The organism is Flavobacteriaceae bacterium (assembly GCA_003443635.1).
GTDB lineage: Bacteria > Bacteroidota > Bacteroidia > Flavobacteriales > Flavobacteriaceae > AU392.
Map to the genome: position 1 here is coordinate 1,421,160 of CP031964.1, position 25,523 is coordinate 1,446,682.

A 25,523-nucleotide genomic window follows, 5' to 3' on the forward strand; every position below is an offset into this window, starting at 1 on the left:
GTTCAGGCGCGAGGATTTTCTGAAGAGAAAATATGAAGCAATTATTTTATACGCCGTTGTGCTAAGTTTTTATTCTTCTGATATCACTACTTTCTTTCGTATTAAATAGTCTTTCTCCAAACTGTCGACTAGGTAATTAGCAACACTTTGCCTGCTTATCAAAATGCTTGGTTTAGGTTTGTTTTCAAAAGATTCTTTGATTTTTGTTTCTCGCTTTGAATTGTAAAGCCCAACTGGTCGAACAATAGTCCAGTTCAATTTTGATTCAGATAATATTTTTTCTTGTTTTTCGTGATCTTTATATGCAACTCCAATATTACTATTATTGATAAACCATTTGAACCATTTTGGAATATCATTCTTGGTTTCTGCAACTCCCCAAGCCGAACATATAGTTATTCGCTTTAAATTTTGATTTTCAGCAATTGGAATTAAATGATCCATAACGTCCGAAAGGAAAGTTTTTGGTGTTCTTAAATTCGCCCAAGGGAAGTCCGATTTTCTTGAAACATTCAAAACATTAATCAATACATCACAGCCAAAAATTGCTTTTCTTAAGTCAATTTTATTATTAGGGCTTCCCTCAAAGATTGTTAACCCATCACTTGCTTCAATTCTTTTGGAGTTTCTAGAAAGACAGTTTACACGATAGCCTTTTTCTAGTGCTTTCTTTAGCACTAGCCTTCCAGTTCTTCCAGTTGCTCCAAGTAGTAACAATTTCATTTCTTAAATTAAGCGCAATAGTTTTGTGTATGGGTTTTCGTATTAGTTGCTAAGATACCAGTCGTATATTAACTGTACTTTATTTGGTTGTTGCATATTCCAAGCTGTCGTTACGATAATCAAGTTTTCTTTCCTAGACACAATTATATTTTGTCCACCAGCACCCCTTGCTAAAAACACATTCGTTTTCTTGTTGCTTTGGGAAATTGGATTGCTCCACCAAAAATAACCGTAGTCATATTGCTTATATGCACCATTTAATCCAACTCCTGTAACAATTGAAGATGTTGCAGTTTTAACATAGTTTTCAGGTAAAATTTGTTGGTTATTCCACCTACCATTTTGAAGATAGAGCTGTCCGATTTTAGCCATATCTCTTGATGTTAATGAAATAAGAGGCATTCCATTATTTTCAGGTTTGCCGTTGCCTTGCCAAAACCAGTAATTTTTGATATCTAAAGGCTCGAACAAATAATGTATAGCAAATGAGTCTATTGCCATTTTTGATTCACTTTGAATAAGTCCTGAGATTAGCGTAGGTGCAGCGTTGCTATACACGAATTTTGTTCCAGGTGTTGTATCCATAGGTGTATCAAGTATTTTTTTATACCAATCGCCTTCTTTACTAATTATTTTCCTCCAGGTATTATTAGGGTCTTCCCAAGCTCCCTCTTTCCATTGAAACCCATGTCGTTGTGTTAATAAATCACTAATTGTTATTTGTTGTTTAAGATTCCCCTTTAAAGAATACTGCTTAAAATAATCAGAGATAAGGTCGTTTTCATTTTTTATTATGCCTTTTTGTAATGCACAACCTAATAAGGTAGAAATAACGCTTTTGGTTGCCGATTGTAATTGATGTATAGAATCCCTTGTCCATTCGTTATAGTAATTTTCAAATAAAACTTTACCGTTCTTTACGATAAGTAAACTATGAACAGTTCCGAACTCTCCCTTTTTTATAGCACTGTCTGCTGACAAGGCCCTATTATATAATGTTTCGTCAATGCTCTTTTCCTCGAAATTGATTTGAGAAAATACATTGGTTGTCAATAAATAAAACGTTAATAAAAGTATATATTTCATATTTCGTCCTACAATAACCGCTAACGTATTTGTGTGTAGTTTGTTACGTGGAACTAATTTAGCAAAAAAGAAGAGAAGACACAGGGTTTTGCAAGAAATCCTCGAATATCCATTAAACAACATAAACGATAAACGTTATTAATAACTGACATTTTTGAACTAAATAAAATCACCGTCCATATTATATCAAAAGAATAAAGACTTCAATTAATTAAAATTCATTACTTTCAATTTTCACAAATTGATGCTATATGACAACACTTTCAAAACCTATCCAAATTGGACTTGTAATTATTGCCTTATTGGCTATCTTAACAGGTTTGTATCCTGTCATTTTCGCCTTTGTACCATCATCTCGAGGTCTTTTTACTACCAAAACAGAAGCGCTTTTGCAGAGTTCTTGGTATATTCCTACATTTATGATTCATATAGGGTTTGGTGCTGTGGCTATATTAGCTGGAAGTACCCAGTTTTTTAAGCAACTTCGTCATCGAAAACTCAACCTTCATCGTAACTTAGGTAAAATATATGTGGCTTCTGTAATTCCTAGTGGTTTTGCTGGACTTATGGTAGGGTTTTATGCAACTGGCACATGGTATTCTAAAGCAGGCTTTATAGGATTAGCTTTAGGTTGGCTACTAACTACTATTCTTGCCTATATTGAAGTACGTAAAGGGAATATTAACCTCCATCGTAAATGGATGATGAGAAGCTATGCTTTTTGTTTTGCATTTGTGACTTTTAGAATTTATTTAGGCTTAGGAATAGCTATAGGTATTCCATTTAATGATTATTATTCTTACCTTTCTTTTTTATGTTGGGTACCCAACCTTATTTTTATTGAATGGAGAATCAAACAATTGAGATAGTAACTTATTTGCGTTTTTGAGAAGGGTTAATATTTTTAGATTTATAAGTGCTTGTTGCTAATGTATTTGTGTATGGTTAGTTACGTGGTTAAGCAACTAAGTTAGTAAAAGAAGACGAATCAGAGGGAAATCCGTAGGATTTTCCGAGTACACACAGTAAAAGCAATTTACTATACACATAGTTAGCTACAGTTTTTTGTATTTCAGTTTTTCAAAGTTTAATATTTTTTCCACTTTTTTATTCAGACTATTAATTGTGAATTCAGAGAATAATTCAATAATCAGAATATAAATTAGTCCAAAAAGCGGTAACTTTAGCATTGAAAATCCAATGTCATTCCCAATTATAATTTGATATAATGCAATAATAAGTGTTAAGGATACAAAGAAAATCATAAACCAAAATTGCATTTTATATGTTGCTCCATTCACACGTTTCAAAGTCAATTTACTTTCGGTTCCGTTTTGATTGGTATTCGCACAGATCAAGTTCAACTTGACTAATGGTCCAAGATTTGGTTTAAAAACAGAAAATGATATTGTGTTATAAATGTTGATTCCACCATTATCAGGATATTCGCCAGATAAATTGAATTGCTTTCCAAATGTGCTTCGATTTAGTTCTGTTCGAATAGTTTTATAAAATTTATCAGCTGATTCGCGAATTCTATATTCCGCTAATTTTTTCTTCAATATTCAGGTCGGTTAAATTGTTCACAACGTGTTTGTGTATGGTTAGTTGCGATTAACAACTAAGATAGCAAAAGGGGCGAGTCTGAGGGAAATTCGGAGAATTTTCCGATTAGAAAAACTAAACTCTAGCAATTAACTATACACGTTGTTGTGGGGCGTATTTTTTATTTAATTTCAATTTATTTTTTGAACGGTGGTAGGTAGTGGTATCAAAAACTCTTTATCAGTTAACCATATTTTAATATCCGTATTATTTGTTATTCCATAATATTGATCGGTTAATTTATCTAAATTTTCAAGCAGTTTGTTAAATTCATTTTGCTTGTCATAAGAAATAGAAATCACTAATTTTTTTGAGTTTTCACTCAGTATAGGGTTTATTCCGTTATTGGTAATGTCCTTTTTTAAAACACTTTCTAAACTGTCTATCGGAAAAGTATTTTTTGGGTGTTTAAAAATTGTGTCATTATGAATTTCAATTACATTTTTTAATTTGATAATTTTATAAGAATCGTTTTCCCAGCATGGATTATGAAAATAGATAGTTCTAATTTCATTACTTGTTCTTAACGTTATTTTTGGGATACTGTCATTACAAATAATCTTTCCAGCTCTTTCAACTAAATCAATCCAATTATTGAACTTTTTAGTATTTAGTTCAACACCAAGACTGTTATTTTCTGTTTTCCATTTACCAAATTCTCTATGAATTATTGCTGTTTCTTTTTCAACTGGCTCTTGTTCTTTTTTTTCAACATTCCCACATCCATTTATTATTAGAATCAAGAATAGTGAGAAAGACATTTTAAGTATATATTTCATTTTGAAACTATTTTTATTTATGCACCACAACGTAGGGATATTTTTACCGGTGTATATACCTCCATTATATACTCAAATATATCTAATTTTGTATTAAAAAACCTACCATTTTGTAAAAAAAAAGTAGGTTTTTTTGACGTTTTAAAATAATAAGATTAATTTATTTCTGATTTTTATATTTATTGCTATAGCGTTTCCAAAGTTCTGTTTGGTGGGTTTCTAAACTAATTGCTCTCCCATTAATAAATGCATGTGTGAGCTTATTAGTTCGCATATCCAAGGCATCACCTTCACTTATAAATAAGGTTGCATCTTTACCTGCTTCTAAAGTCCCTAGTTGCTTGTCGATTCCTAATATTTTAGCAGTATTAGAGGTGATTAATTTTAAAGCGTCTTCTTTACCTAATCCTTCTCTTGCAACTGTACCCGCATAAAAAGGTAAGTTTCTGGTTTGGAAGTTAGACACCGATCCCGTGTGTAACCCAACCAAAACACCAGCGTCCATTAATAATTTAGGGGCTTTATATGGCAAATCGTAATCGTCATCACTAGAGTTTGGTAAACGATGTGTATGGTTTATTAACACAGCGATATTATGTTGCTTTAACAGGCCAGCCACTTTATAAGCTTCATAGCCCCCAACAATAACCATGTTAGTAATATTGTTTGCTTTTGCAAAAGCGACGGCATCAATAATTCCTTTTTCGCCTCCAACATGGGTGTATAATTTTTGAGACCCATTATAAAGTCCTTTCATGGCTTCAAAAGGAATATTTTTTATGTTCTTATTTCCTTTTAAATAAGCTTTGCTTTCTCTTACAAAAGTATTAAGCTCTTCTACTTGGCTTGCATAATTTGTACTTAGTTTTAATGTAGGATCTTCGCCTAACCACCAACGTCCTCGTGTAAAAGGGTTAGGCCAGTTTAAGTGAACGCCATCATCTACTTTTATGGCAGCATCTTCCCAGTTCCAGGCATCAAACTGTACAATAGAAGAGGTTCCGGAAATACGTCCACCTTTAGGCGATATTTGTGCAACTAGCACACCATTAGGCCGCATAGACTCAACCACTTTAGATTCTGCATTATAAGCAATTAAACTTCTTATGTGGGGGATCATAGATCCAATTTCGTCAGCATCATTACTTGCTCTTACGGCATTTACTTCAATGAGTCCTAAAGAAGAATTTGTAGTAATAAACCCAGGGTACACGTGTTTCCCTTTCGCATCGATCACCTTACCTTTTGGAGAAGTGTTAGATGCTGGAGAGCAACTTGTTATTTTTCCGTTCTCTACAATAATAATACTGTTTTCGATTACAGAGCCATTACCAATATGGGCTGTAGCTCCAACAATAGAAAATGTTTCAATTTGTGGAGGCCCAGGGGTTTGTTGTGCAACAACGACTGTACAGCATAACATTAAAAGCGTGTATATATATTTGAATGTTTTCATGTTTTTTCGTTTTTAAAATTATTCTGAATCACAGTGTAATTCTTTCTTCTCCGATTTTTTTACTGGCTGCGTTTTTAAACCTTTATTTTTATCTTGAAGCATCATTTTAACCAACTTGCTTTTTTCGGCTTTCATTGCTTTTCTAAGTTCTGTATCTCGTTCTAGATCAAAATACGTAGCACCTTCAATAATCGTTTTTTCTGCTTTAGCATAAATAGACATTGGGTGGTCGGTCCATAGTACTACATCGGCATCTTTCCCTACTTTAAGGCTTCCTACACGATCGTCTAAATGCAATAATTTAGCAGGGTTAAGTGTGACAAACTTCCAAGCATCTTCTTCACTAACATCACCATATTTCATTGTTTTTCCAGCTTCCTGATTTAAGCGCCTGGACATTTCGCCATCATCACTATTAATAGCAGTGAGTACCCCTGCATTGTGCATAATAGCTGCGTTATAAGGGATGGCATCGTTCACTTCAAATTTATAAGCCCACCAATCGCTAAAAGTAGAACCTCCTACACCATGTGCTTTCATTTTATCGGCTACCTTATAGCCTTCAAGTATATGTGTAAAGGTATTGATGGTAAAATTAAATTGATCTGCCACCTTGATTAACATATTAATCTCGCTTTGTACATAAGAGTGACAGCTTATAAAGCGTTCGCCATTTAAGATCTCGACCAGCACTTCCATTTCTGCATCTTTACGATAAGGCTGTCCACTATTTTTTAAAGTTTCGTATTCTTTAGCTCTTGTAAAATAATCTACAAATACTTGCTCAACACCCATTCTGGATTGTGGGAAACGCACGGTCTCATCTTCTCCCCAGTTAGATTGTTTTACATTTTCTCCTAAAGCGAATTTGATAAACTTTGGTGAGTTTTTATAGATTAAATTTTCGGCAGATTCTCCCCATTTCAACTTAATAATGGCAGAACGCCCTCCAATAGGGTTTGCAGATCCGTGTAGTATTTGAATAGAAGTAACACCACCTGCAAGATTTCTGTAAATATTAATATCATCGGCATCAATAGCTTCTTCAATACTTACTTCTGCGGTAGAGTTATGGCCGCTTTCGTTAATACTAGACGCTGCAATATGCGAATGCTCATCAATAACACCGGCAGTTAAATGTTTACCTGTAGCGTCAATAACTTTAGCACTTCTTGCTTTTAAATCTTTACCAATAGCTTCAATTTTCCCATTTTTAATGAGTACATCAGTATTCTTTAAAATACCTTCGGCTTCGTTGGTCCAAACGGTTGCATTTTTAAAGAGCATAGTTTCTTGTTTTGGTAAACTATTAAATCCGTAAGCGGTATTAGGAAAAGTTACCGGAACTATGTCCAGATTTGTTTTATCAGTATCAGTTTTCTTTTTCTTTGCATCTGCTTTAGATGATTTTTTTGCAGTAAATGCAACTTCATTCCCATTAGGAAGAATGGCTTTTCCTGTTAACGCATCACTACCCGAAACTCTGGAAGATAAACGTGTAAACTCTTTATTTTTAAGATCGATACCAGTAATTGTTAAGTTTACCCAACCATCTTTATAAGTTAATTTTGAGCCTAATGTCACGCTTCCACTTTTTACGGTAGCTTTTGGTTTGTTAAGCTCTCCTGTAATAGAAATATCGTAAGTATTCCCGTTAATACTAGTGGTGTAATTGCCACGAATATCTTTAGTAGTCATATCTTCAACAACGGTTTTATCACCTTTTACCCAGTTTTCGTAAAGTGTTGTTTCTTTTTCGAAAATATCTCCAGATGTAATTAAAAAATTGGCATAAGCTCCATTTTTAAGAGAACCTATAACATCAGATTTTCCTAAAATACTTGCCGGTACAGTAGTTAAAGCTTCTAAAGCTTTAGTTTTACTTAATCCATACCGAATGGCTTTAAGCAGGTTTGCTTTTAGGTCTTTAGGTGCTTTTAAATTATCTGTAGTAAACGCGAATGGAATATTGTTGTCTGCAAATGTTTTTGGATTATGTGGTCTCTGATTCCATTCTTTCATATCTGCATAGCTTAATGCGTTAGCTAAAAAGGGATTCTCAACATCATAAGCATCTGGAAAATTTACTGGAAGTATGTACGTTGCATTTGTTTTTTTAATTTCATTAATGCGCTCATATTCATCGCCACCACCAACAATAACATATTGAATACCAAATTCGTCTCCAACATTATCAACACGCACATCATTAAGATTACTACCGGCTTCAATAATCTGTACTAAACCTTTATTAGCAATTAAAGCTTCTAACGAACGATCTTTTGCAGTAGCGTTGCCTTTACCATACCAGTCGGCATCATAATACATTTGTCTGAGTAAGGCAGTAGTTCCCATTATTGAGGACGGATATACTTGCGCAGAGGTAACACTTCTGGATAACGATAAGTATTGTGCAGAACGATCATCAAGAATACGTTCAGAATCACCACCTTTGTTTGTTAATGCCACTAAAGCACCAGTACCTCTAACCACACCGTCTTGCATATGTGTGTTTACGACTCCAAATCCTGCTTTTTTAAGATCGATAGCAGATTTATTGTCAAACTTAAATTTATCGAGCGCATTTTGCTCAGGCATAATATGATCGTTCCAATAAAACCCTTCACGACCAGCATCGTATTGAGGGCGACCACCATTGTTTTGACGAGACGGTATTTTTACTCCAAAATTTGAGTAAACATCAATAAAGGAAGGGTAAATGCTTTTTCCTGAGAGATCAACTACTACTGCATTTGCAGGAATGTTTACCGAAGCTCCAGTAGCAATTACTTTTCCTTCTTTAATTAATAAGGTGCCTTTTTTAATGATTTGTGTTGGCGTGACATAAATTTTAGCATTTGTAAATGCAGTATAATTTGTGTTTTTAGATTTTACGCCATCATTTTTGGGGAAGTGCTCTTGTGCAATTATCGAAAAACTACACAGAAGCATCGTTAGAATAAGATACTTTTTTATCATATTTAGTTAGTGAAAAATTAGAACTTTAAATATAATGAATAAGAATGCTTGTACCCTATGTTAAGATTTTTTTAACGTTTGCTATAAACTTTTATCTTTAAAATAATTTACTAATAAAGCTACTACATAACTATAACTCTCTATCCCTTTATCCTGGTTATTAGCTTTTAAAAAAGTGTTGTAACTTTTTTTGAAGAAAGGCTCAAAAGGGTTCTCATACATTTTCCAAAACTCTCTAGAATCTTGATAATTTTCTCTAATGCCAATATTGACTGATATAATAAGTTTTCCATATTGAAGTTTATCTCGCCTGTAAACTTCGTTTAAACAATCTTTTAATGCAGAAAGATAACCTGAGTATTTAAAATAGATATCATTATTATACATTGTTGCTAAATTTCCAATGAAATTAGTTTCGTTTTCAGCTGCATAACCTATTTGATGTGCTGCTTCGTGACCAGCAGTATCCGGCAATTTATATAATGGTACTAAACCATTTACTTGGGCTTCATTAGTAAACGGATTTAAATATCCACTAAAGCCCATATATGCTTGTATACTATTATAAGTACATATTTTTGCGCTTTTAGGTGTATATTGAAGCTGTGGGTAAACTTTTGCTAACTCAGAGTAACCATTGCTCATCATTTTTAAAATTTCATTTCGATTATAAGGTATTGTAACCTTTTCTTCTTCACTGTTAGTAATAGCTATATGTATTGCATTCGATTTGACAATTAACTTTTTAGTTACATCTATTAAATCTTCAGTGGAATATTCAGTATCAATATTTAATGTTTTATGAATAGGTAACCTGTAGTAATTCATCCCCCATAAAAAATAAAAAGCAAAATAAGCTATGGATACAGCACATAATATATCTATTAACCAAGCTTTAAAATCTTTAATTATCCTCTTTCTATTAACTATAAGCCATCTAATGACATAGATTATTAATAGACCTAAAAGAATATCTCCAACCGAAAAAGGAATCCACCCAAACATATATCTCATCGTTTTAGAAACGAATTGATAAATACCATGACTGTAATAAGTCTCTACAAATTCAGGATACTGTGATAATAGTTTTACAATTAAGTATTGTGGAATAATACTTAGCGCCAGTATTAATTTTTTGTTTTTGAACATCTCTCAAAAATAAGTAATTTTCTAAAGAGGTATTTTAGAATTGCCTTAAAACAAAAAAGCTTGAATTATAATTCAAGCTTTTTTGATATTTTACATTCTTGCTAAAAAAGAAACTTAATTGACTTTAATTAGTTCGATTTCAAAAACTAATGGCATAAAAGGTTGAATAGCACTTCCTGGTCTTGGATTTGCACCATATGCTAATTCTTGTGGAATAAAGAATTTGTATTTAGCACCTTCTTTCATTAATTGCACACCTTCTGTCCAACCACGAATAACACCGTTTAAAGGAAAAGTAACAGGTTCTCCACCTATTGAACTATCAAATTCAGTACCATCAGGAGTAGTCCCAGCGTAATGTACAGTAACATTAGCTTGAGCATTTTCAGGTTGTTTACCAGTACCTTCTTTAATCACCATATACTGTAATCCACTTGGAGTCACTTTTACTCCTGGTTTAGATTTATTCTCCTCTAAAAAATCTAATCCAGCTTGCTTAACGCCTGCAAATTTAATTTCTGCTTCTGCTTGCTGTTTAGCTAATTGCTCTTGCTGTAATTTTTGACCATAAGCTTGTAAAACTATTTGACAATCTGCTTCTGAAATTACTAATGCTGTAGAATCTGCAACATCCTGATACCCTTTTAAATAAGCGTCAATATTTATTCCAGGTACTTGAGCTAATAACGATTTAGCTTGATTGGCGCCAATTGCATAACTCACAGAATCAATATTAGTAGTTAAGTTTACATTAGTATTTGTTCTCCCTTCATTATTACACGAAAATAATGTTGCTATTGAAACTGTTAATAATAGTATTTTTTTCATTTTTATTGAATTTTATTCTTTTTTTAAATCAAGTAGCGAAAGTATAATTTTTTTTTCTTTTTAAGCACTTTTTAAAAAGAAGCTAATGTTTTATTAATCTTTAATGCTAATAGCTACCTTTGTCACTCTTTTATTAAAAATAATTTATGAATTCAGATATCAGACAACTCGAACCAAAACAGTTATGGAACAAATTTGCAGATTTAAATGCTGTGCCTAGAGCTTCTAAAAAAGAAGAACGTGTAATTGCGTTTATGAAAGATTTTGGAAATAATTTAGGATTAGAAACTTTAGAGGATGAAGTAGGTAATGTTATTATTAAAAAGCCAGCTACAGCAGGTTTTGAAAATCGTAAAACCATAGTTATGCAATCGCATTTAGATATGGTACATCAAAAAAATAATGATACAGATTTTAATTTTGATACTCAAGGAATTGAAATGTACATTGATGGCGATTGGGTTCGAGCTAAAGGCACCACTTTAGGTGCTGATAACGGACTTGGTGTGGCTACAATTATGTCGATATTAGAAAGCGATACGATAGAACATCCAGCAATTGAAGCCTTATTTACAATTGATGAAGAAACAGGAATGACAGGCGCTAAAGGTTTAAAAGGAGGATTGTTGCAAGGAGATATTTTATTGAATTTAGATACTGAAGAAGATGATGAAATAGGCGTAGGATGTGCAGGAGGTATTGATGTAACTGCAACACGTGCTTATAATGAAGAAGAAACCACTGAGATTAAAATAGGATATGCCATTACTGTAAAAGGATTACAAGGAGGACATTCAGGAATGCAAATTCATGAAGGGTTAGGGAATGCTAATAAGATTATGAATCGCCTATTATTTGATGGGTTCGAGAATTTTGGTTTGCGAATTTCTGAAATTAATGGTGGAGGCTTACGCAATGCTATCCCGAGAGAGAGTAACGCAATTGTTGCTATTGATGCCGTTCATGAAGATGCTTTTGAATTTGAAATAGAACAGTTAGCGAATATTATTAAAACAGAATTAAAAACTATGGAACCCAATTTAGAGATATTAGTTTCTAGATCGGAAGTACCAAGTAAAGTTATGGATTTAGGTGTTCAAGAAGGGCTAACAAGAGCGTTATATGCAGCACCTAATGGAGTATATAGAATGAGTGCTGATATTCCTGATTTAGTAGAAACGTCTAATAATATTGCTAGAGTAAGTGTAAAAGAAGGTCAAGTTACTATCGGGTGTTTAACACGATCGTCTGTTGAATCTTCCAAAATGGATCTAGCTTATGCTATACGAGCAACTTTTGAACTCACAGGCTGCGAAGTTACTTTTAAAGGTGATTACCCAGGGTGGACACCTAATATGAATTCTAGTATTCTAAAAGTAATGTCTGAAGTGTATGAAACCTTAAATGGCGAGAAAGCACACGTAGCTGCATGTCATGCAGGTTTGGAGTGTGGGATTTTAGGAACGCATTATCCAAATATGGAAATGATAAGTTTTGGGCCAACAATTAAAGGCGCACATTCGCCAGATGAGCGTGCTAGTATTTCGTCTACTCAAAAATATTGGAAATTTGTTTTAGAGATTTTAAATAATATTCCGGAGAAACAGAATTAAAATAAATATTGCTTATAAAAAAAGAGCTTTATAAATTTATAAAGCTCTTTTTTTATGCTTAATCAAATTAACTATTTAGCTATTCCTACAATTTCTAAATCGAAAATAAGATTAGTATTGGGCGGAATAGGACCATACCCTTGAGGGCCATACCCTAGATATGAAGGAATAAATACTCTAGCTTTATCTCCAACCTTCATATTTAACATCGCTTCTCTAAATCCAGGAACTAAACCAGCAGTTTCATTATATATCATAGGAAAAGGAGCATAGCCATTTTGTTTATCTCTTTGCTCGTTATATTGTCCATTCTTTTTAGCAACATCTTTTAAACACGTATCAAACAAACGACCATCTTCAAAATAGCCTGCATAGTTAATTAATACAGATTCTGTAGATTTTGGTGTAACTCCATTACTTTCTTTTGTAAAAATCATTGCTAAACCAGAGGGTAAGCGTTTTGTGTTACCTTTTAAATTTTCATTTTCAGCAATAAATTTTTCTTTTGCAACTTCGATTAATTCCCTTGCTGCCTTAGCAGCTTCTTCTGCTTTTAATTTAAGGTCTTCTTTTCTTTTTGCTTCACGCTCTGCTAATAAAGGTAATTCTGTTTCCCATGTTTTAGCAGCATTAAATTTTCGAGCATCAAATCCTTTTCTAATGATATTAATTTTCACAATTGTATCTCCTTTTTGTACAGATGTAATTAAATCGGTATTTACTACTAATTCCCCAAAAACAGAATGACAACTTACTCGAGGGTTTTCGCATTGTTTTAAATTACCTTCTTCATCAAAAGCATCTAACCAATCTGTAGCTTTATGTGTAATATAAAATTGACTGCCATTTGTACCATAACCGGAATTAGCCATAGCTAAAATTCCTTTTTTATCGTGTTTTAAATCAGCGTTAAACTCATCTCCAAATTTATAACCAGGACTTCCGGAGCCTGTACCGGTGGGATCACCCCCTTGTGCCATAAAATCATTGATAACACGATGAAAAGTAAGACCATTGTAATATGGTTTTCCTTTATATTGTTCACTCACCATTGGATGCTCTCCTTCTGCCAGAGCTACAAAATTAGAAACTGTAACTGGTGCTTTTTCAAAAAATAGTTTAGCAACCATAGTATCCTTATTTGTAACAAATTCAGCATATAATCCATCTTCCAACTCGGGGTAAGCTTTACTTCCACAGGAAGTTATAAGGAATGTTAATAATAAGACCTTAATGGAATGTTTAAAAACTTTCATTTTAATTTACTTCTTTTTGAGTTATTGTATTTAGTGTTACTTTACATATTATAGAACTATTGCCTTCTATTTGATTATTATCTCCATAAAATCCATAAGCTTTCTGAGATGGAAATAAAAAGGTAATGGTTTCCCCTGCTTTCATTAATTTTAAACCTTCACGTAATCCAGAAAAAAGCTCTTCTTGATCAATGGCATAATCTTGAGGTTTTAGATCTTCTTCAGAATAAATTAATTCGTTATTGATATTTGAGACATTATAATTAAAGTTAACAATATCTCCAAAAGCAGGCGTAATTGTATTCTCTTCAATTTTAGTATTATAGTAATACCAAAACCCATTTTCTGAAGCGATATAGTTTACTTCAGGATTAAGTGCAATAATGTCTTGAATTTGTTTATGCTGCGATGCATTCAACTTCTTGTTAAGTGCTATTGATTGATCTATAAAAGAACCAGTTTTTACAGATATAGGTCTTCTCGCTTCTGGTGTTTTACAAGCTAAAACACTTACAATACATAAAAGTAGGATAATTATTTTTTTCATTAGTTGAGGTCTTGCTTATAATGGGGTAATATACTAATAAATTTCTCAATGGTTTCTTTTAAGCTAAGCTTACTTCTCCCTCCAGCAGCATTAATATGACCGCCTCCATTAAAATGGTTACGAGCAAATTCGTTAACATCAAATCCATCTTTAGAACGGAAAGATATTTTAATAATACCTTCTTGGTTGTGCTCTATAAAAATAACAGCAAATTTTACATCTTTAACAGAAAGCGCATAATTTACAACCCCTTCTGTATCTCCTTTTTTAAAATTAAAACGATTTAGCTCTTCTTGAGATAAACTAATATAGGCAGTGTTTAATTTTGGTAACACTTTTAAATTATCTAATGCTTTTCCTAATAATTGTAAACGAAAGTAACTGTTAGTGTCGTATACATTATTGTGTATTTGAGCATTGTCAGCACCTTTGTCTATAAGGTTTGCAATAACTCGATGTGTTGTACTACTAGTGGATCTGAATCTAAAAGAACCTGTATCTGTCATAATACCAACATATAATGCTGTAGCTATGTTAACATCAATTTTATCTGTATCATCTAACATTTCTATAAAATGATAAATCATTTGACAAGTCGAACAAATTGAAACATCAGAATACAAATATTTTGCATAATCATCAGGTTGTTGATGATGATCTATTAAAATTTTAATGGCTTTAGCTTTAGTTAAAACAGTTTCCATATCACCAGTTCTATGCAATGCATTAAAATCTAACGTAAATATAATTTCTGCTTCTGCTATTAAATTTGTGGATTTTTCTACAGTACTTTCATATTTTAAGATCGTACCCTCCCCAGGAATCCATTTTAAAAATTGAGGATAATCATTTGGAAGAATAACAGTAGCATTATGACCACTTTGTTTTAGATAATGATATAAACCTAAAGAAGAGCCAATAGCATCACCATCAGGATTTTTATGAGCGACGATTACGATGCGTTTAGGTGACGCTAATAATTGTTTTATTTCAGAAATATCTGTTTTTGTCATAAGCAGCGAATATACAATTTTAATGACAGATGCTTAACTAGTGATATGCTACTTTTGTATAAAATTAACCTTTTACATACTTTGTAAAAAGCGATTTTATAATTCAAATAATTGATATGAAAATTTGAAAAGAAAAGAATGCTTTGCATCAAGTTTTAATACAAAACTATTAATACTTGCTAATTTATATAAAAGCATTATTTTTGCGCAAAATTAAAACTATATAATGGCAACAAATAGAACATTTACAATGCTTAAACCTGATTCTGTAGAAAAAGGGAATATTGGCGCAATATTAGAAAAAATTAATGCTTCAGGATTTAGAATTGTGGCAATGAAATTAACGCAAATGACTATAGCAGATGCAGAAGCATTTTATGCAGTACATAACGAACGTCCATTTTTTGGAGAGCTTGTAGAGTATATGACAAGAGGACCAATAGTAGCTGCTATTTTAGAAAAAGATAATGCTGTTGAAGATTTTAGAACTTTAATAGGTGCTACTAATCCAGCTGAAGCTGCAGAAGGGACTATTCGTAAACTATATGCTGCTTCAATAGGAGAGAATGCTGTTCATGGTAGTGATAGTGATGAGAATGCTGCTATAGAAGGTGCTTTTCATTTTTCTGGTAGAGAAATGTTTTAAAAATAAAATTACATAATAATATAAGTGTTAAAACTACAATTTTACGATTGTAGTTTTTTTATTTTAAAATAAAGAACAAGAAAAAAGCCTATCAATATTTATTGATAGGCTTTTACTTGTAATTGAAAAGTATATATCTTAGATTACTTTTACGTTTACAGCGTTCAGTCCTTTTCTTCCTTCTGTTAAGTCAAATTCAACTGCATCACCCTCACGAATTTCATCGATTAGTCCAGAAATGTGTACGAAATGTTCTTTGTTTGTGTCATCTTCAGTGATAAATCCAAATCCTTTTGAATCGTTGAAGAATTTTACGGTACCTTTACTCATTGTTTTAATTTAAATTATTTAATGCGACAAAGATAACATTAAATACTATAACTTTTGGTTTTTTATAAGACTTATCTTCAAAATAATCAAAGGTTTACATTAAATTAATGTTTGAAATTATTTTATAGTAGACAACAATCTAAGTATCATAATACTTAAGCTTGTTAATTACTAAATTTATTTTTTAAAAAGTTTCCTACATTCAGTAGCAAAAAAGCCAGACATCCCTGCTGCGACCCCTCCAATTATACCAGTTATTAATAATAATAGTACTGAATTGCCATTAAGTGGAAGTAAAACGGCAATTTTTTTTGCTAATATAAAATCATTATTACTCCCAAGATACCATGCATATCCCATCCAAAAAACTGCAATAGATAAGAAAGGAGTAAAGAATACAGATGCTTTTTTTAAGGAGATACTAAATCCAGAAATAAAAGATGCTAACATCACACTCCACCAAGGTAGAAATTGAGAAAGTAAAATTGCTAATATTAGTGTTAATACAAAACTTTTTATAATACGACTCATATACTATTGTTTTGGAGTTAGAGTTTGTGTAAAACGAATATCTTCAATTTGGTTAACATCTTGGAGAAAATTAATATTAATGTATTCTCCAGCTGCCCAAGTATCGATAAAATTATCATAATACTTACTACCAGGATTTCCAGACTGCCCGCCAGGATAAATTCCTAAAGCCTTAGGTGGAGAAGACATTTCTACAATCATACGCCATGATGGTCCATGATTTTTGCTTGTAGCATTTACGATACCACTATTGCCCCCAATTGGTAAATTAAATCTTGAAAAAGCGGGTAAGCCTTGAAGTAAATGACCTACATAAGTTGCTTTATAAGCACCCCAATTGTAATCACCATTTTTACTTTTCCAAGTATTTAAACGCTTTGCTGCATTTTTAAAACTAATTAAAAACAAATCTCTAGCGGTTTCTTTTTTACTAGTTTCTACAATGTCCATAAACTCATTATCTGGATCATTTTTAAGAAGTTCTATAGTTCGATAGCTAAATGGATAATCTAATTCAGTATCTTGATCTCTCATTTCATCCCATAACAAGATAAATAGCCTGTTCCACCAAACTTCCCATATTGTTGGAGCAAGCTTGTTAATCTCATTATAAAAATCCCATTGTTGCACTTCACTTAATAGAAGTTCTTCTTCTTCTGTTAAACCTGAAACATCCATTGTTGCGATCATGTACGGTAATAACTCGGCAGCTTTAAGATTAAAATTGTTATTGTGTAAATCTTTAAAATCTTGAATATTAAATGTTTCTTTTGATCTGAAAAAATTATTGATCACTCGACTTCTAGATGTATCGTAACCATCATTAAAATAGTAATATGGATAACTTTCATCGGTTGGTGATTGGTTCGCAGAACTAACAAATCCGCGTTCAGGGTTTTTTGTATGTGCATTATGTTCTTGAGGAATAAACCCTTGCCAATCATGTGTTGGTTTACTTCCGTCCATTAAAAACTTTCCTTGACCTTTCCATTTATTCGGAAATTTACCTTGTACCCAAAGTGCGATGTCTCCCTCTTGAGAAGAGAAAATAATATTTTGAGCTGGAGATGAAAAATCTACAATTGCTTTTTCGTAATCACTATAATTTTTAGCTTTATTAAGTGCTAATAATGCTTTTTGATTATTACCCCCTATATGCCCAGCCCATTTCATGGCATAACCTATTAATTCTTTATTACTATTAAAGTTTTTATCGTAAGTGACCGGACCATGGTGAGTATAAATTACTGTATCTATAACAGTAGTGCTGTGCCTCACTTTTATTTTCTCAACCTTTTTAGAAGTTGCTCTCCATTGGTTATTATAAAAATATTCATTTCTGTTATTATCTTTAAAAGTAATTTTATACCAATCTTTAACATCTCTAGTAGCATTAGTAACTCCCCAAGAAATATTATTATTAAATCCTACTATAATCCCTGCAGCTCCAGGTAAACTTACACCAAATGTGTTTTTTTTCGGAGTTGTTAATTGTAAAGCAAACCAAATAGATGGTAAATTAAGTCCTAAATGAGGGTCATTAGCCAATATAGGATTTCCAGAATATGATTTTTTTGGCCCGACTGCCCAATTATTACTTCCGTTATCTGGATTTGGTTTTGGTAATACCTTTGTAATATGTGCAGTATCTATTAAAGTTAGTTCTGGAGCTTCAGGAATTTTTACATTCCATGATGCCCAACTGCTATCTGTTGGGATAACCGGATCTGCTTCTTTATAAAAATCTGGAAATAGTAAATCAAAACGCTCTTTCCCAAATTTTGTTATTAGATTAGTATACTCCAAATCAGAGTCACCTCCAGACAACATATCTGTCATGAACATTAATAACAATGCTGTTTTTTTTAGAGTCCAAGGTTCTGGCTTATAGTCTAATAATTTATATTCAACAGGATAATTGTTTGGATTTAAAGTTGAAATATATGCATTCACACCATCTCGATATGCTTCTAATTGAGCTTTTGTTTCAGGATCATTTTCCATTATTTTAAGGTTATTTTCAGCTCCAAAAATCATCCCTTTACGACGTTGACGTCTATCATAATTAATAGCTGCCTCACCAATAACCTCAGATAACATACCACCGGCAGCTCTAATCTGAAAATCCATTTGCCATAATCTATGTTTGGCAGTAATATAACCCTGAGCTTTGTATAAATCCGCATCGTTTTGTGCAAAAATATGAGGGATTAAATACTCGTCATAATGCACAGTTACTGGATCAGAAAGCCCAGTAATGCTTAAAATTTCTGTATCATCAAACTCATTAATTTCGTTTTGCCAAACCCCCTGAGAAGGTGCCAAAAATTTACCGATAGGAGGGATGCTTCCAAATTTTGTATTAAGACCATAAAAAATACCTACAGTAAGAAGTAAAGAAAGTATAAATTTAAAATATTTCACAGATTGAGTTTTTTAAAAAAATAAAGCAGAGAAATTACAAAAAAATAATTGATTAAGATTTTACCTCAATACTAACTTTTTAATTAACTCTTTACCTAAGGATTCATTAAGCATCGTAATAATTTTCTCTTTACCATAACTTAATTCTTCACGTAATACAGACGAGCTTAATTGCACATATAGTACATCATTTTGCAATTGCACATTAGTAGTATAACTGTTTACACCATTTCCCATTAAATTCACCCAAGCTTCTTGTACATCAACTTTATCAAGGCCTTTTTGCAATTTATTTTCAGTAACAAATTCTTTAAGGGCATCACTTAATTTTAAATGTTCATTATTACGTTTACTCATAACTCTAAATTTAAAGCTTCAAAAGGTTTATAAGTATATTTAAATCCCTCCGTATTACTAATAATAAGTTCTTTTTTAGTGAGCTTTACAATTGTTTCTTTAAAAAAAGTATCATCAGATGTATAATAAATGTTTAATGAGTCGTTCCCTACTTTTAAAACAAAAGGGGATTTATGCTGAGAAATTAAATATTTACCATCAAACTGAGGTACTACTTTTTTTCGAAAACCTATGGTATCGTTAATTTCAAAATAATCGATTGTAGTATTAACTGTATAATCTTTTAACTTAGTATTATTTTTTTCAACCTGCTGTATTTCCCAATACCCTGTAAGTTCAGAAATATTTTTATCAGGATTATCATTACAAGCTATTAGGATAGAAAATATAAAAAGGAATGAGGTTTTTTTTAACATAAAAAAGTTGTTTAAAACTTAACCAAGATTAAATATCTCATAAGTTTGATGTGCACTCTTAATAGCATTTTCAGTACGATCGTGATGTGTATCACTTATAAAAATTTGTCCAAAATTTTTATCGTCTACTAAGTTAATGATTTGAGTAACACGTTGCTCATCTAATTTATCAAAAACATCATCTAATAATAAAATAGGATTGACTCCACTTTGAGTTTTTATAAAATCAAATTGTGCTAGTTTTAAGGCTATTAAAAATGATTTTTGCTGTCCTTGACTTCCAAATTTCTTAATTGGATAGTTTTCAATTTTAAAATTAAGATCATCTTTGTGTATACCAACAGAAGTATATTGTAAAGCTCTATCTTTATTAATGTTATCGTTTAGTAAAGTATTTAAATCATTTTTAAATAAATCACTTTTATAATCTAAATGAACAGATTCGCTATCATTACTAATCCATTTATAACGTTCTTTAAAAATAGGAATAAAACTTTCTAAAAAGGCTTTTCGCTTTTCAAAAATAACTTGCCCCAATGCGTTGAGTTGAAAATTATAGACATCTAGTGAGTCTTGATTAAAAGTATTATTTATAAAAAAGTATTTTAAGAGAGAATTACGTTGAGATATTAATTTGTTGTAATTTATTAAATCTTGTAAATAATCCTTATCACTTTGCGAAATTACACCATCTATAAATTTACGACGCACATCACTCCCTTCGATAATTAAATCACGATCAGCAGGAGAAATAATTACGAGAGGTAAAAAACCAATATGATCACTAAAACGCTCATAAACTTTGCCATTACGTTTAATAACTTTTTTTAACCCTCTTTTTAACGATACAATAACTTTTTCATCACGTTCTTCTTTTATATAGTTACCGTCTATAACAAAAAAATCTTCGTCATGTTTTATATTTTGAGATGAAACAGGGTTAAAATAGCTTTTTCCAAAAGATAAATGATAAATAGCATCTAAAACATTTGTTTTTCCGATACCATTTGGGCCTACAAAACAATTTATTTTAGAATTAAAGATAAAACTTTGACTGTCAAAGTTTTTGTAATTTACTAAAGATAAGTCTTTTAAAATCATAAACGAGTGCAAATAGCACTAATTAAAAAGTTGTAATCTCTTAAAAAAGAGCTGCAAATTATTGAAAAATAACAAATAAATTACCTTTTTTTTACCAATAAAAATTTTATTTTTGCGGCGCATTAATATACAATATATGGCGACTTACAAGAAAAGAGGTTATAAACCAAAAACAAAAGCTGAAAAGGTTGAAGCAATAGAGGATAACTCTACAACGGCTGAGGTATTTAATACTTTAGATCAGGGAGCTTCTAAGGCAGAGGAGTGGGTTATTAAAAATCAAAAGTATATTTTTATAATTGTTGGCTTGGCTGCAGTATTAATTTTAGGATATTTAGGATATAATAAATATATACAAGAACCTAAAGAAAGTAATGCAATGAATGATATGTATCAAGCACAACAGTATTTTGATCGTGCTGTTAATGATCCTGCAAAAGATTCATTATATACATTATCATTAAATGGAGGGGAAGGTAAGTTTGGAATGCTAGATATCATTAATGAATATGGAGGTACTAACGCTGGTAATTTAGCAAAGTATTATGCAGGAATGGCGTACTTGAATTTAAAAGATTACCAAAATGCGATTACTTATTTAAGTGATTTTTCTGGAGGTACTGATGAATTTAAAATACTTGCTCAAGGTGGAATAGGAGATGCATTTGCTCAATTAAATCAATTAGACGATGCTTTAGATTATTATGATAAAGCTGTTACTATAGGTAATAATGATTACTTAACGTCTATGTTTTTATTTAAAGCAGGAACTACAGCTTTAGAACTTAACCAAAACAACAAAGCATTAGGTTATTTTAATCGAATAAAGAATGATTTTCCAAATGCAGTAGGGCCAGCTCATATAGATGTGTTTATTGGTAAAGCAGAAGCTGCTATGAAAAACTAAATTATGGCTACCATAAATAAAAATTTATCAGCATATGATAAAACAACAATCCCAAACGCGAAAGATTTTCGGTTTGGGATTGTTGTTTCAGAATGGAATGAAAATATTACAGAAGGCTTATATAAGGGAGCTTACGATACGCTTATAGATTGTGGTGCTTCTAGTGATAATATTATACGTCGGAATGTTCCTGGTAGTTTTGAATTGATTTATGGAAGCAAAAAAATGCTCTCACAAAATGTAGATGCAGTGATTGCAATTGGTAGTGTGATTCAAGGAGAAACAAAACACTTCGATTTTGTATGCGAAGGTGTATCTCAGGGTATAAAAGATCTAAACATTATGCACGATGTGCCAGTTATATTTTGTGTGTTAACAGATAATACGTTACAGCAAGCTATAGATCGTTCTGGTGGGATTCATGGTAATAAAGGAACAGAAGCAGCAATTGCAGCAATAAAAATGGTTGAATTAAACAAAAACGCTTAATATCATCTTCAATTCTTCTTATTTTAATATTTTTTGTTAACAATTTTTAGCACTTCAACGCAACTGTTTTCTTGTATTTTGAGTACATTTGAAAGACAAGAATTCTATAATTTTGTTTAAACAACGTAAGAATAAACGCTTTAATTATACTCCACGTTATTCTGATAATGACCGTATAGATGCAAATGTTACATCTAAAAAAGACGAGTTTGCTTCAAAATGGCAAAGAGCTCGTAATACAAATACCCCAAGATCAGGAGCAAGAATTTCGATGAAATTTTTAATATTGATTTTGGTATTATTGTTGATTTGTATGTACATATTAGATGTAAAATTTAGATAACTTAATCTTAGAAGAAATTATGGGTATTTTAAAAACACGTAAAAACAAAAGATTTAATTACACTCCTCGCTATTATAAGAGTGATAGTGATGGCAGCCCTTTTGAGATCAAACATAAGTTTGATAGTTATAGAAAGACTGTAGGTGGGAAATCAGGAATTAAAACAAAAATTAATAACGCTTTAGATGAATTAAAAGAAGAGCCAGATAGAGAAGCCAACAGACGTATATTAATTATAGTTGCAGCACTAGTATTGATATTTTTGTTTGTAATAGATTTCGATTTGTCTATTTTCTTCTAAACCCATAATGGCAGATATTATACAATTATTACCAGATCACGTTGCTAATCAGATAGCAGCGGGAGAAGTGGTACAACGACCAGCCTCTGTAGTTAAAGAGCTTTTAGAAAATGCCATTGATGCAGGTGCAAATACTATTAAACTTATTATTAAAGATGCAGGTAAAACCTTAATCCAAGTTATAGATGATGGAAAGGGAATGAGCGCTACTGATGCTCGGTTAAGTTTTGAGCGTCATGCTACTTCAAAAATAAAAACTGCAGAAGATTTATTTAACCTTCATACCAAAGGTTTTCGAGGTGAAGCATTGGCTAGTATAGCAGCAATTGCTCATGTAGAGTTAAAAACAAAACAAGAACAAGATGAAGTAGGAACTCATATTAATATAGAAGGGAGTGAAGTTGTGAGTCAAGATGTAATAGCTACTCCAAGAGGAACTTCTCTGGCTGTTAAAAATCTGTTTTTTAATATTCCTGCACGACGTAATTTTTTAAAATCAAACACTGTAGAAACACGCCATATCATTGATGAGTTTCATCGTGTTACTTTAGCACATCCGAAAATTAGTTTTTCGATGTATCATAACGGAAGTGAGCTATTTAATCTTCCTGTAAGCAATAATAGGCAACGTATTGTTAATATTTTTGGAGGTAAAACAAACGAAAAATTAGTGCCAGTTGAAGAATCTACAGAAATCTTAAAAGTCGAAGGGTTTATTGGTAAACCTGAGTTTGCTAAAAAAACAAGAGGTGAGCAATTCTTTTTTGTAAATAATCGTTTTATTAAAAGCCAGTATTTAAATCATGCTATAAACTCAGCTTTTGATGGCTTATTAAGAAACGGTACACATGCAAGTTATTTTTTATACCTGCAAGTAGACCCTAAAACAATAGATATTAATATTCATCCTACAAAAACTGAAATTAAGTTTGATGATGAACATACATTATATGCTATTTTAAGAGCAGCTGTTAAGCATAGTTTAGGACAGTTTAGTATTGCTCCTGTTTTAGATTTTGAAAGAGATAAAAATCTTGATACGCCTTATGATTTTAAGAATAAAGACGGAAATGTTCCTAATGTAGAAGTTGATAGAAGTTTTAATCCTTTTAAAGAAGAAAAAACAAGTTCAAAGTTATCACATGGCGTAATTTATAAGAAAGAACCAACAACAGGTTGGGAAAGCTTGTATGTAGGATTAGAATCTAAAAGCAATCTCTCACAAGGTGAGTTTAGTGAAATGCAGTTTGAAAGCGATACTGTTACCCCTTCATTTTTTGATGACAATCAATCACCTTCAGCTCAAAATACATTTCAATTACATAACAAATACATTGTTAACACCATAAAATCGGGAATATTAATTATTGATCAACATCGAGCACATCAACGTGTCTTATATGAAGAATTTTTACAAGATATTACCGTTAAAGAAGCTGTAAGTCAGCAATTGTTGTTTCCTGTACGTTTAGAATTTTCTAATACTGAAATAGAATTACTACAAAATTTAAAAGATCAGTTAGAGCAAACAGGATTTGTGTTTTCTAAATTAAAAGATGGAGTGGTTGAATTTTCAGGAGTACCAATTAATATGGTTGAAGCTAGTGTATCTTCTATTTTGGAACAGTTAATTAGTGATGTAGAAAATGAAGTGCCTGATAGTAATTTTAGTCAAACCGATTTGCTAGCAAAATCATTAGCAAGAAGCTTAGCAATAAAAACAGGGCAACGACTAACTAATGAAGAGCAAGAACATTTGGTGAATAGTTTATTTGCTTGTAAAGAACCTAATATTTCACCAACAAATAAATCAACATTTGTAACAATGCGTGTTGAGGATATTGATAAAAAATTTAATTAAGACACCTCGAAAATTCAATAAAGAATGATGAGAATTACAGATACGGTAAAACACTTATTAATCATTAACGTGGTTATGTTTATTGGTACTATTTCTATAGGAAATGGAGAATTGTTTTACCAATGGTTTGCGCTATATTTTCCAAAAAATGATTTATTTCAACCTTGGCAGATCTTTACACATATGTTTATGCATGGAAGTCCAACACATATTTTGTTTAATATGTTTGCATTATGGATGTTTGGGACAGCAGTAGAACAACGTTTAGGAAGTAAGAATTTTTTATTTATTTATATTTCAGCAGGGTTAGGAGCTGTTCTTTTTCAATTAGGATATTATTATTTTAAATTCTACTCAGGAATGGATCTATTAACTAGTGGAGGTTTTGATCAGGGACAAATAATAGATACTCTATCATCTAATGTAAACACTTATGATAGAAGATGGGAAAGAATATTATCTCAGCAACAATTACAAAGTTTTGTAGGAGTGTTTAATGCATCAATGGTAGGTGCGTCAGGTTGTATTATGGGAATTTTAGCTGCATTTGGTATGATGAACCCAGAAGCAAAACTGATGATGATCTTTTTGCCAATTCCTATAAAAGCAAAGTATTTTATTCCAGGAATTATTCTTTTAGATGTTATTTCTGCAATTTCTGGACAATCATTTTTTAGCCCAAGTAATACGGCATATATGGCTCATGTTGGTGGTGCAATTACTGGATTTTTAATCATGTGGTATTGGAAGAAAAACCAATTTAATAAACATCGTTGGAATTAA

At 31.7% G+C, this 25,523-nt stretch carries 26 protein-coding genes; 9 read left to right on the plus strand and 17 right to left on the minus strand.

Annotation, left to right across the window (positions count from 1 at the left end; genetic code table 11):
- Nucleotides 1-69: 69 nt before the first annotated feature.
- Both D1817_06435 and D1817_06440 read right to left on the minus strand, forming a co-directional pair.
- On the minus strand, nt 70-723 hold the full coding sequence (locus tag D1817_06435; protein AXT19520.1) for a hypothetical protein: 654 nt from the start codon (nt 721-723) through the stop codon (nt 70-72).
- Nucleotides 724-765: 42 nt separating this feature from the next.
- Complete coding sequence (locus D1817_06440; GenBank protein ID AXT19521.1) at nt 766-1,932, minus strand: class C beta-lactamase-related serine hydrolase; 1,167 nt, start codon at nt 1,930-1,932, stop codon at nt 766-768.
- A 128-nt stretch (nt 1,933-2,060) separates the two neighbouring features.
- On the opposite strand from D1817_06440, the gene D1817_06445 reads away from it, so the two are divergent.
- The gene (locus D1817_06445) at nt 2,061-2,678 is read left to right on the plus strand and encodes a DUF2306 domain-containing protein (GenBank protein AXT19522.1); all 618 of its coding nucleotides are present in this window, start codon (nt 2,061-2,063) and stop codon (nt 2,676-2,678) included.
- 186 nt (nt 2,679-2,864) lie between these two features.
- Here the strand turns inward: D1817_06445 and D1817_06450 are convergent, their stop codons facing one another.
- The 6 genes from D1817_06450 to D1817_06475 form a co-directional block, all read right to left on the minus strand.
- A complete protein-coding gene (locus D1817_06450) occupies nt 2,865-3,371 on the minus strand; it encodes a hypothetical protein (GenBank protein ID AXT19523.1) in 507 nt (168 codons plus the stop codon).
- A gap of 174 nt (nt 3,372-3,545) precedes the next feature.
- The gene (locus D1817_06455; protein AXT19524.1) at nt 3,546-4,193 is read right to left on the minus strand and encodes a hypothetical protein; all 648 of its coding nucleotides are present in this window, start codon (nt 4,191-4,193) and stop codon (nt 3,546-3,548) included.
- 160 nt (nt 4,194-4,353) lie between these two features.
- A complete protein-coding gene (locus D1817_06460) occupies nt 4,354-5,649 on the minus strand; it encodes an amidohydrolase (GenBank protein AXT19525.1) in 1,296 nt (431 codons plus the stop codon).
- A gap of 18 nt (nt 5,650-5,667) precedes the next feature.
- On the minus strand, nt 5,668-8,628 hold the full coding sequence (locus D1817_06465) for an amidohydrolase (protein ID AXT19526.1): 2,961 nt from the start codon (nt 8,626-8,628) through the stop codon (nt 5,668-5,670).
- Nucleotides 8,629-8,709: 81 nt separating this feature from the next.
- Entirely contained in the window at nt 8,710-9,777 is a 1,068-nt protein-coding gene (locus D1817_06470; protein ID AXT19527.1) for a DUF3810 domain-containing protein, read from the minus strand.
- A 114-nt stretch (nt 9,778-9,891) separates the two neighbouring features.
- A complete protein-coding gene (locus tag D1817_06475; GenBank protein ID AXT19528.1) occupies nt 9,892-10,611 on the minus strand; it encodes an FKBP-type peptidyl-prolyl cis-trans isomerase in 720 nt (239 codons plus the stop codon).
- A 140-nt stretch (nt 10,612-10,751) separates the two neighbouring features.
- Between D1817_06475 and D1817_06480 the strand changes: the two genes are divergently transcribed.
- Entirely contained in the window at nt 10,752-12,218 is a 1,467-nt protein-coding gene (locus tag D1817_06480; protein AXT19529.1) for an aminoacyl-histidine dipeptidase, read from the plus strand.
- Nucleotides 12,219-12,289: 71 nt separating this feature from the next.
- Here D1817_06480 and D1817_06485 read toward each other — a convergent pair whose 3' ends face one another.
- The 3 genes from D1817_06485 to D1817_06495 are packed head-to-tail and all read right to left on the minus strand — an operon-like array spanning nt 12,290 to nt 15,034.
- Nucleotides 12,290-13,453 carry a peptidylprolyl isomerase gene (locus D1817_06485; GenBank protein ID AXT21240.1) on the minus strand — a complete coding sequence of 388 codons (1,164 nt, stop codon included), beginning with the start codon at nt 13,451-13,453 and terminating at the stop codon, nt 12,290-12,292.
- A gap of 22 nt (nt 13,454-13,475) precedes the next feature.
- The gene (gene gldI / locus D1817_06490) at nt 13,476-14,021 is read right to left on the minus strand and encodes a gliding motility-associated peptidyl-prolyl isomerase GldI (GenBank protein AXT19530.1); all 546 of its coding nucleotides are present in this window, start codon (nt 14,019-14,021) and stop codon (nt 13,476-13,478) included.
- A complete protein-coding gene (locus D1817_06495) occupies nt 14,021-15,034 on the minus strand; it encodes a bifunctional oligoribonuclease/PAP phosphatase NrnA (GenBank protein AXT19531.1) in 1,014 nt (337 codons plus the stop codon). Before D1817_06495 ends, gldI begins: the two co-directional genes overlap by 1 nt.
- 226 nt (nt 15,035-15,260) lie before the next feature.
- Between D1817_06495 and D1817_06500 the strand changes: the two genes are divergently transcribed.
- Nucleotides 15,261-15,680 (plus strand): nucleoside-diphosphate kinase, encoded by a 420-nt coding sequence (locus D1817_06500; GenBank protein ID AXT19532.1) that lies wholly within the window; start codon nt 15,261-15,263, stop codon nt 15,678-15,680.
- A gap of 138 nt (nt 15,681-15,818) precedes the next feature.
- On the opposite strand, the gene D1817_06505 is transcribed toward D1817_06500, so the two are convergent.
- The 6 genes from D1817_06505 to recF form a co-directional block, all read right to left on the minus strand.
- Nucleotides 15,819-16,010, minus strand: coding sequence for a cold-shock protein (locus D1817_06505; GenBank protein AXT19533.1), 192 nt, complete (start codon nt 16,008-16,010; stop codon nt 15,819-15,821).
- Between the two features lie 177 nt (nt 16,011-16,187).
- Nucleotides 16,188-16,541 carry a hypothetical protein gene (locus tag D1817_06510; GenBank protein ID AXT19534.1) on the minus strand — a complete coding sequence of 118 codons (354 nt, stop codon included), beginning with the start codon at nt 16,539-16,541 and terminating at the stop codon, nt 16,188-16,190.
- A gap of 3 nt (nt 16,542-16,544) precedes the next feature.
- Nucleotides 16,545-18,965, minus strand: a complete 2,421-nt coding sequence (locus D1817_06515; GenBank protein ID AXT19535.1) for a penicillin acylase family protein — start codon at nt 18,963-18,965, stop codon at nt 16,545-16,547.
- Between the two features lie 60 nt (nt 18,966-19,025).
- On the minus strand, nt 19,026-19,322 hold the full coding sequence (locus tag D1817_06520) for a DUF721 domain-containing protein (GenBank protein ID AXT19536.1): 297 nt from the start codon (nt 19,320-19,322) through the stop codon (nt 19,026-19,028).
- Nucleotides 19,319-19,738: a hypothetical protein gene (locus D1817_06525; protein AXT19537.1), complete on the minus strand. Its 420-nt coding sequence runs from the start codon at nt 19,736-19,738 to the stop codon at nt 19,319-19,321. Before D1817_06525 ends, D1817_06520 begins: the two co-directional genes overlap by 4 nt.
- An 18-nt stretch (nt 19,739-19,756) precedes the next feature.
- The gene (recF, locus tag D1817_06530; protein AXT19538.1) at nt 19,757-20,839 is read right to left on the minus strand and encodes a DNA replication and repair protein RecF; all 1,083 of its coding nucleotides are present in this window, start codon (nt 20,837-20,839) and stop codon (nt 19,757-19,759) included.
- A 136-nt stretch (nt 20,840-20,975) separates the two neighbouring features.
- Here recF and D1817_06535 point away from each other — a divergent pair, with 136 nt between their 5' ends.
- From D1817_06535 to D1817_06560, 6 genes are all read left to right on the plus strand, one after another.
- A complete protein-coding gene (locus D1817_06535) occupies nt 20,976-21,746 on the plus strand; it encodes a tetratricopeptide repeat protein (GenBank protein AXT19539.1) in 771 nt (256 codons plus the stop codon).
- 3 nt (nt 21,747-21,749) lie between these two features.
- Nucleotides 21,750-22,235 (plus strand): 6,7-dimethyl-8-ribityllumazine synthase, encoded by a 486-nt coding sequence (locus D1817_06540; protein ID AXT19540.1) that lies wholly within the window; start codon nt 21,750-21,752, stop codon nt 22,233-22,235.
- A gap of 112 nt (nt 22,236-22,347) precedes the next feature.
- On the plus strand, nt 22,348-22,578 hold the full coding sequence (locus D1817_06545; GenBank protein AXT19541.1) for a hypothetical protein: 231 nt from the start codon (nt 22,348-22,350) through the stop codon (nt 22,576-22,578).
- A 19-nt stretch (nt 22,579-22,597) separates the two neighbouring features.
- Complete coding sequence (locus tag D1817_06550) at nt 22,598-22,879, plus strand: riboflavin synthase subunit beta (protein AXT19542.1); 282 nt, start codon at nt 22,598-22,600, stop codon at nt 22,877-22,879.
- Between the two features lie 7 nt (nt 22,880-22,886).
- Nucleotides 22,887-24,740, plus strand: a complete 1,854-nt coding sequence (gene mutL, locus D1817_06555; protein ID AXT19543.1) for a DNA mismatch repair endonuclease MutL — start codon at nt 22,887-22,889, stop codon at nt 24,738-24,740.
- Nucleotides 24,741-24,764: 24 nt separating this feature from the next.
- A complete protein-coding gene (locus D1817_06560) occupies nt 24,765-25,523 on the plus strand; it encodes a rhomboid family intramembrane serine protease (protein AXT19544.1) in 759 nt (252 codons plus the stop codon).

Bases quoted from the DNA above. Each gene is read 5' to 3' on its own strand.
- D1817_06435 (AXT19520.1), bottom strand. From the start codon at position 723: ATGAAATTGTTACTACTTGGAGCAACTGGAAGAACTGGAAGGCTAGTG.
- D1817_06440 (AXT19521.1), bottom strand. From the start codon at position 1,932: ATGTTGTTTAATGGATATTCGAGGATTTCTTGCAAAACCCTGTGTCTT.
- D1817_06445 (AXT19522.1), top strand. From the start codon at position 2,061: ATGACAACACTTTCAAAACCTATCCAAATTGGACTTGTAATTATTGCC.
- D1817_06455 (AXT19524.1), bottom strand. From the start codon at position 4,193: ATGAAATATATACTTAAAATGTCTTTCTCACTATTCTTGATTCTAATA.
- D1817_06460 (AXT19525.1), bottom strand. From the start codon at position 5,649: ATGAAAACATTCAAATATATATACACGCTTTTAATGTTATGCTGTACA.
- D1817_06465 (AXT19526.1), bottom strand. From the start codon at position 8,628: ATGATAAAAAAGTATCTTATTCTAACGATGCTTCTGTGTAGTTTTTCG.
- D1817_06470 (AXT19527.1), bottom strand. From the start codon at position 9,777: ATGTTCAAAAACAAAAAATTAATACTGGCGCTAAGTATTATTCCACAA.
- D1817_06480 (AXT19529.1), top strand. From the start codon at position 10,752: ATGAATTCAGATATCAGACAACTCGAACCAAAACAGTTATGGAACAAA.
- gldI (AXT19530.1), bottom strand. From the start codon at position 14,021: ATGAAAAAAATAATTATCCTACTTTTATGTATTGTAAGTGTTTTAGCT.
- D1817_06495 (AXT19531.1), bottom strand. From the start codon at position 15,034: ATGACAAAAACAGATATTTCTGAAATAAAACAATTATTAGCGTCACCT.
- D1817_06500 (AXT19532.1), top strand. From the start codon at position 15,261: ATGGCAACAAATAGAACATTTACAATGCTTAAACCTGATTCTGTAGAA.
- D1817_06505 (AXT19533.1), bottom strand. From the start codon at position 16,010: ATGAGTAAAGGTACCGTAAAATTCTTCAACGATTCAAAAGGATTTGGA.
- D1817_06510 (AXT19534.1), bottom strand. From the start codon at position 16,541: ATGAGTCGTATTATAAAAAGTTTTGTATTAACACTAATATTAGCAATT.
- D1817_06520 (AXT19536.1), bottom strand. From the start codon at position 19,322: ATGAGTAAACGTAATAATGAACATTTAAAATTAAGTGATGCCCTTAAA.
- D1817_06525 (AXT19537.1), bottom strand. From the start codon at position 19,738: ATGTTAAAAAAAACCTCATTCCTTTTTATATTTTCTATCCTAATAGCT.
- recF (AXT19538.1), bottom strand. From the start codon at position 20,839: ATGATTTTAAAAGACTTATCTTTAGTAAATTACAAAAACTTTGACAGT.
- D1817_06535 (AXT19539.1), top strand. From the start codon at position 20,976: ATGGCGACTTACAAGAAAAGAGGTTATAAACCAAAAACAAAAGCTGAA.
- D1817_06540 (AXT19540.1), top strand. From the start codon at position 21,750: ATGGCTACCATAAATAAAAATTTATCAGCATATGATAAAACAACAATC.
- D1817_06550 (AXT19542.1), top strand. From the start codon at position 22,598: ATGGGTATTTTAAAAACACGTAAAAACAAAAGATTTAATTACACTCCT.
- mutL (AXT19543.1), top strand. From the start codon at position 22,887: ATGGCAGATATTATACAATTATTACCAGATCACGTTGCTAATCAGATA.
- D1817_06560 (AXT19544.1), top strand. From the start codon at position 24,765: ATGATGAGAATTACAGATACGGTAAAACACTTATTAATCATTAACGTG.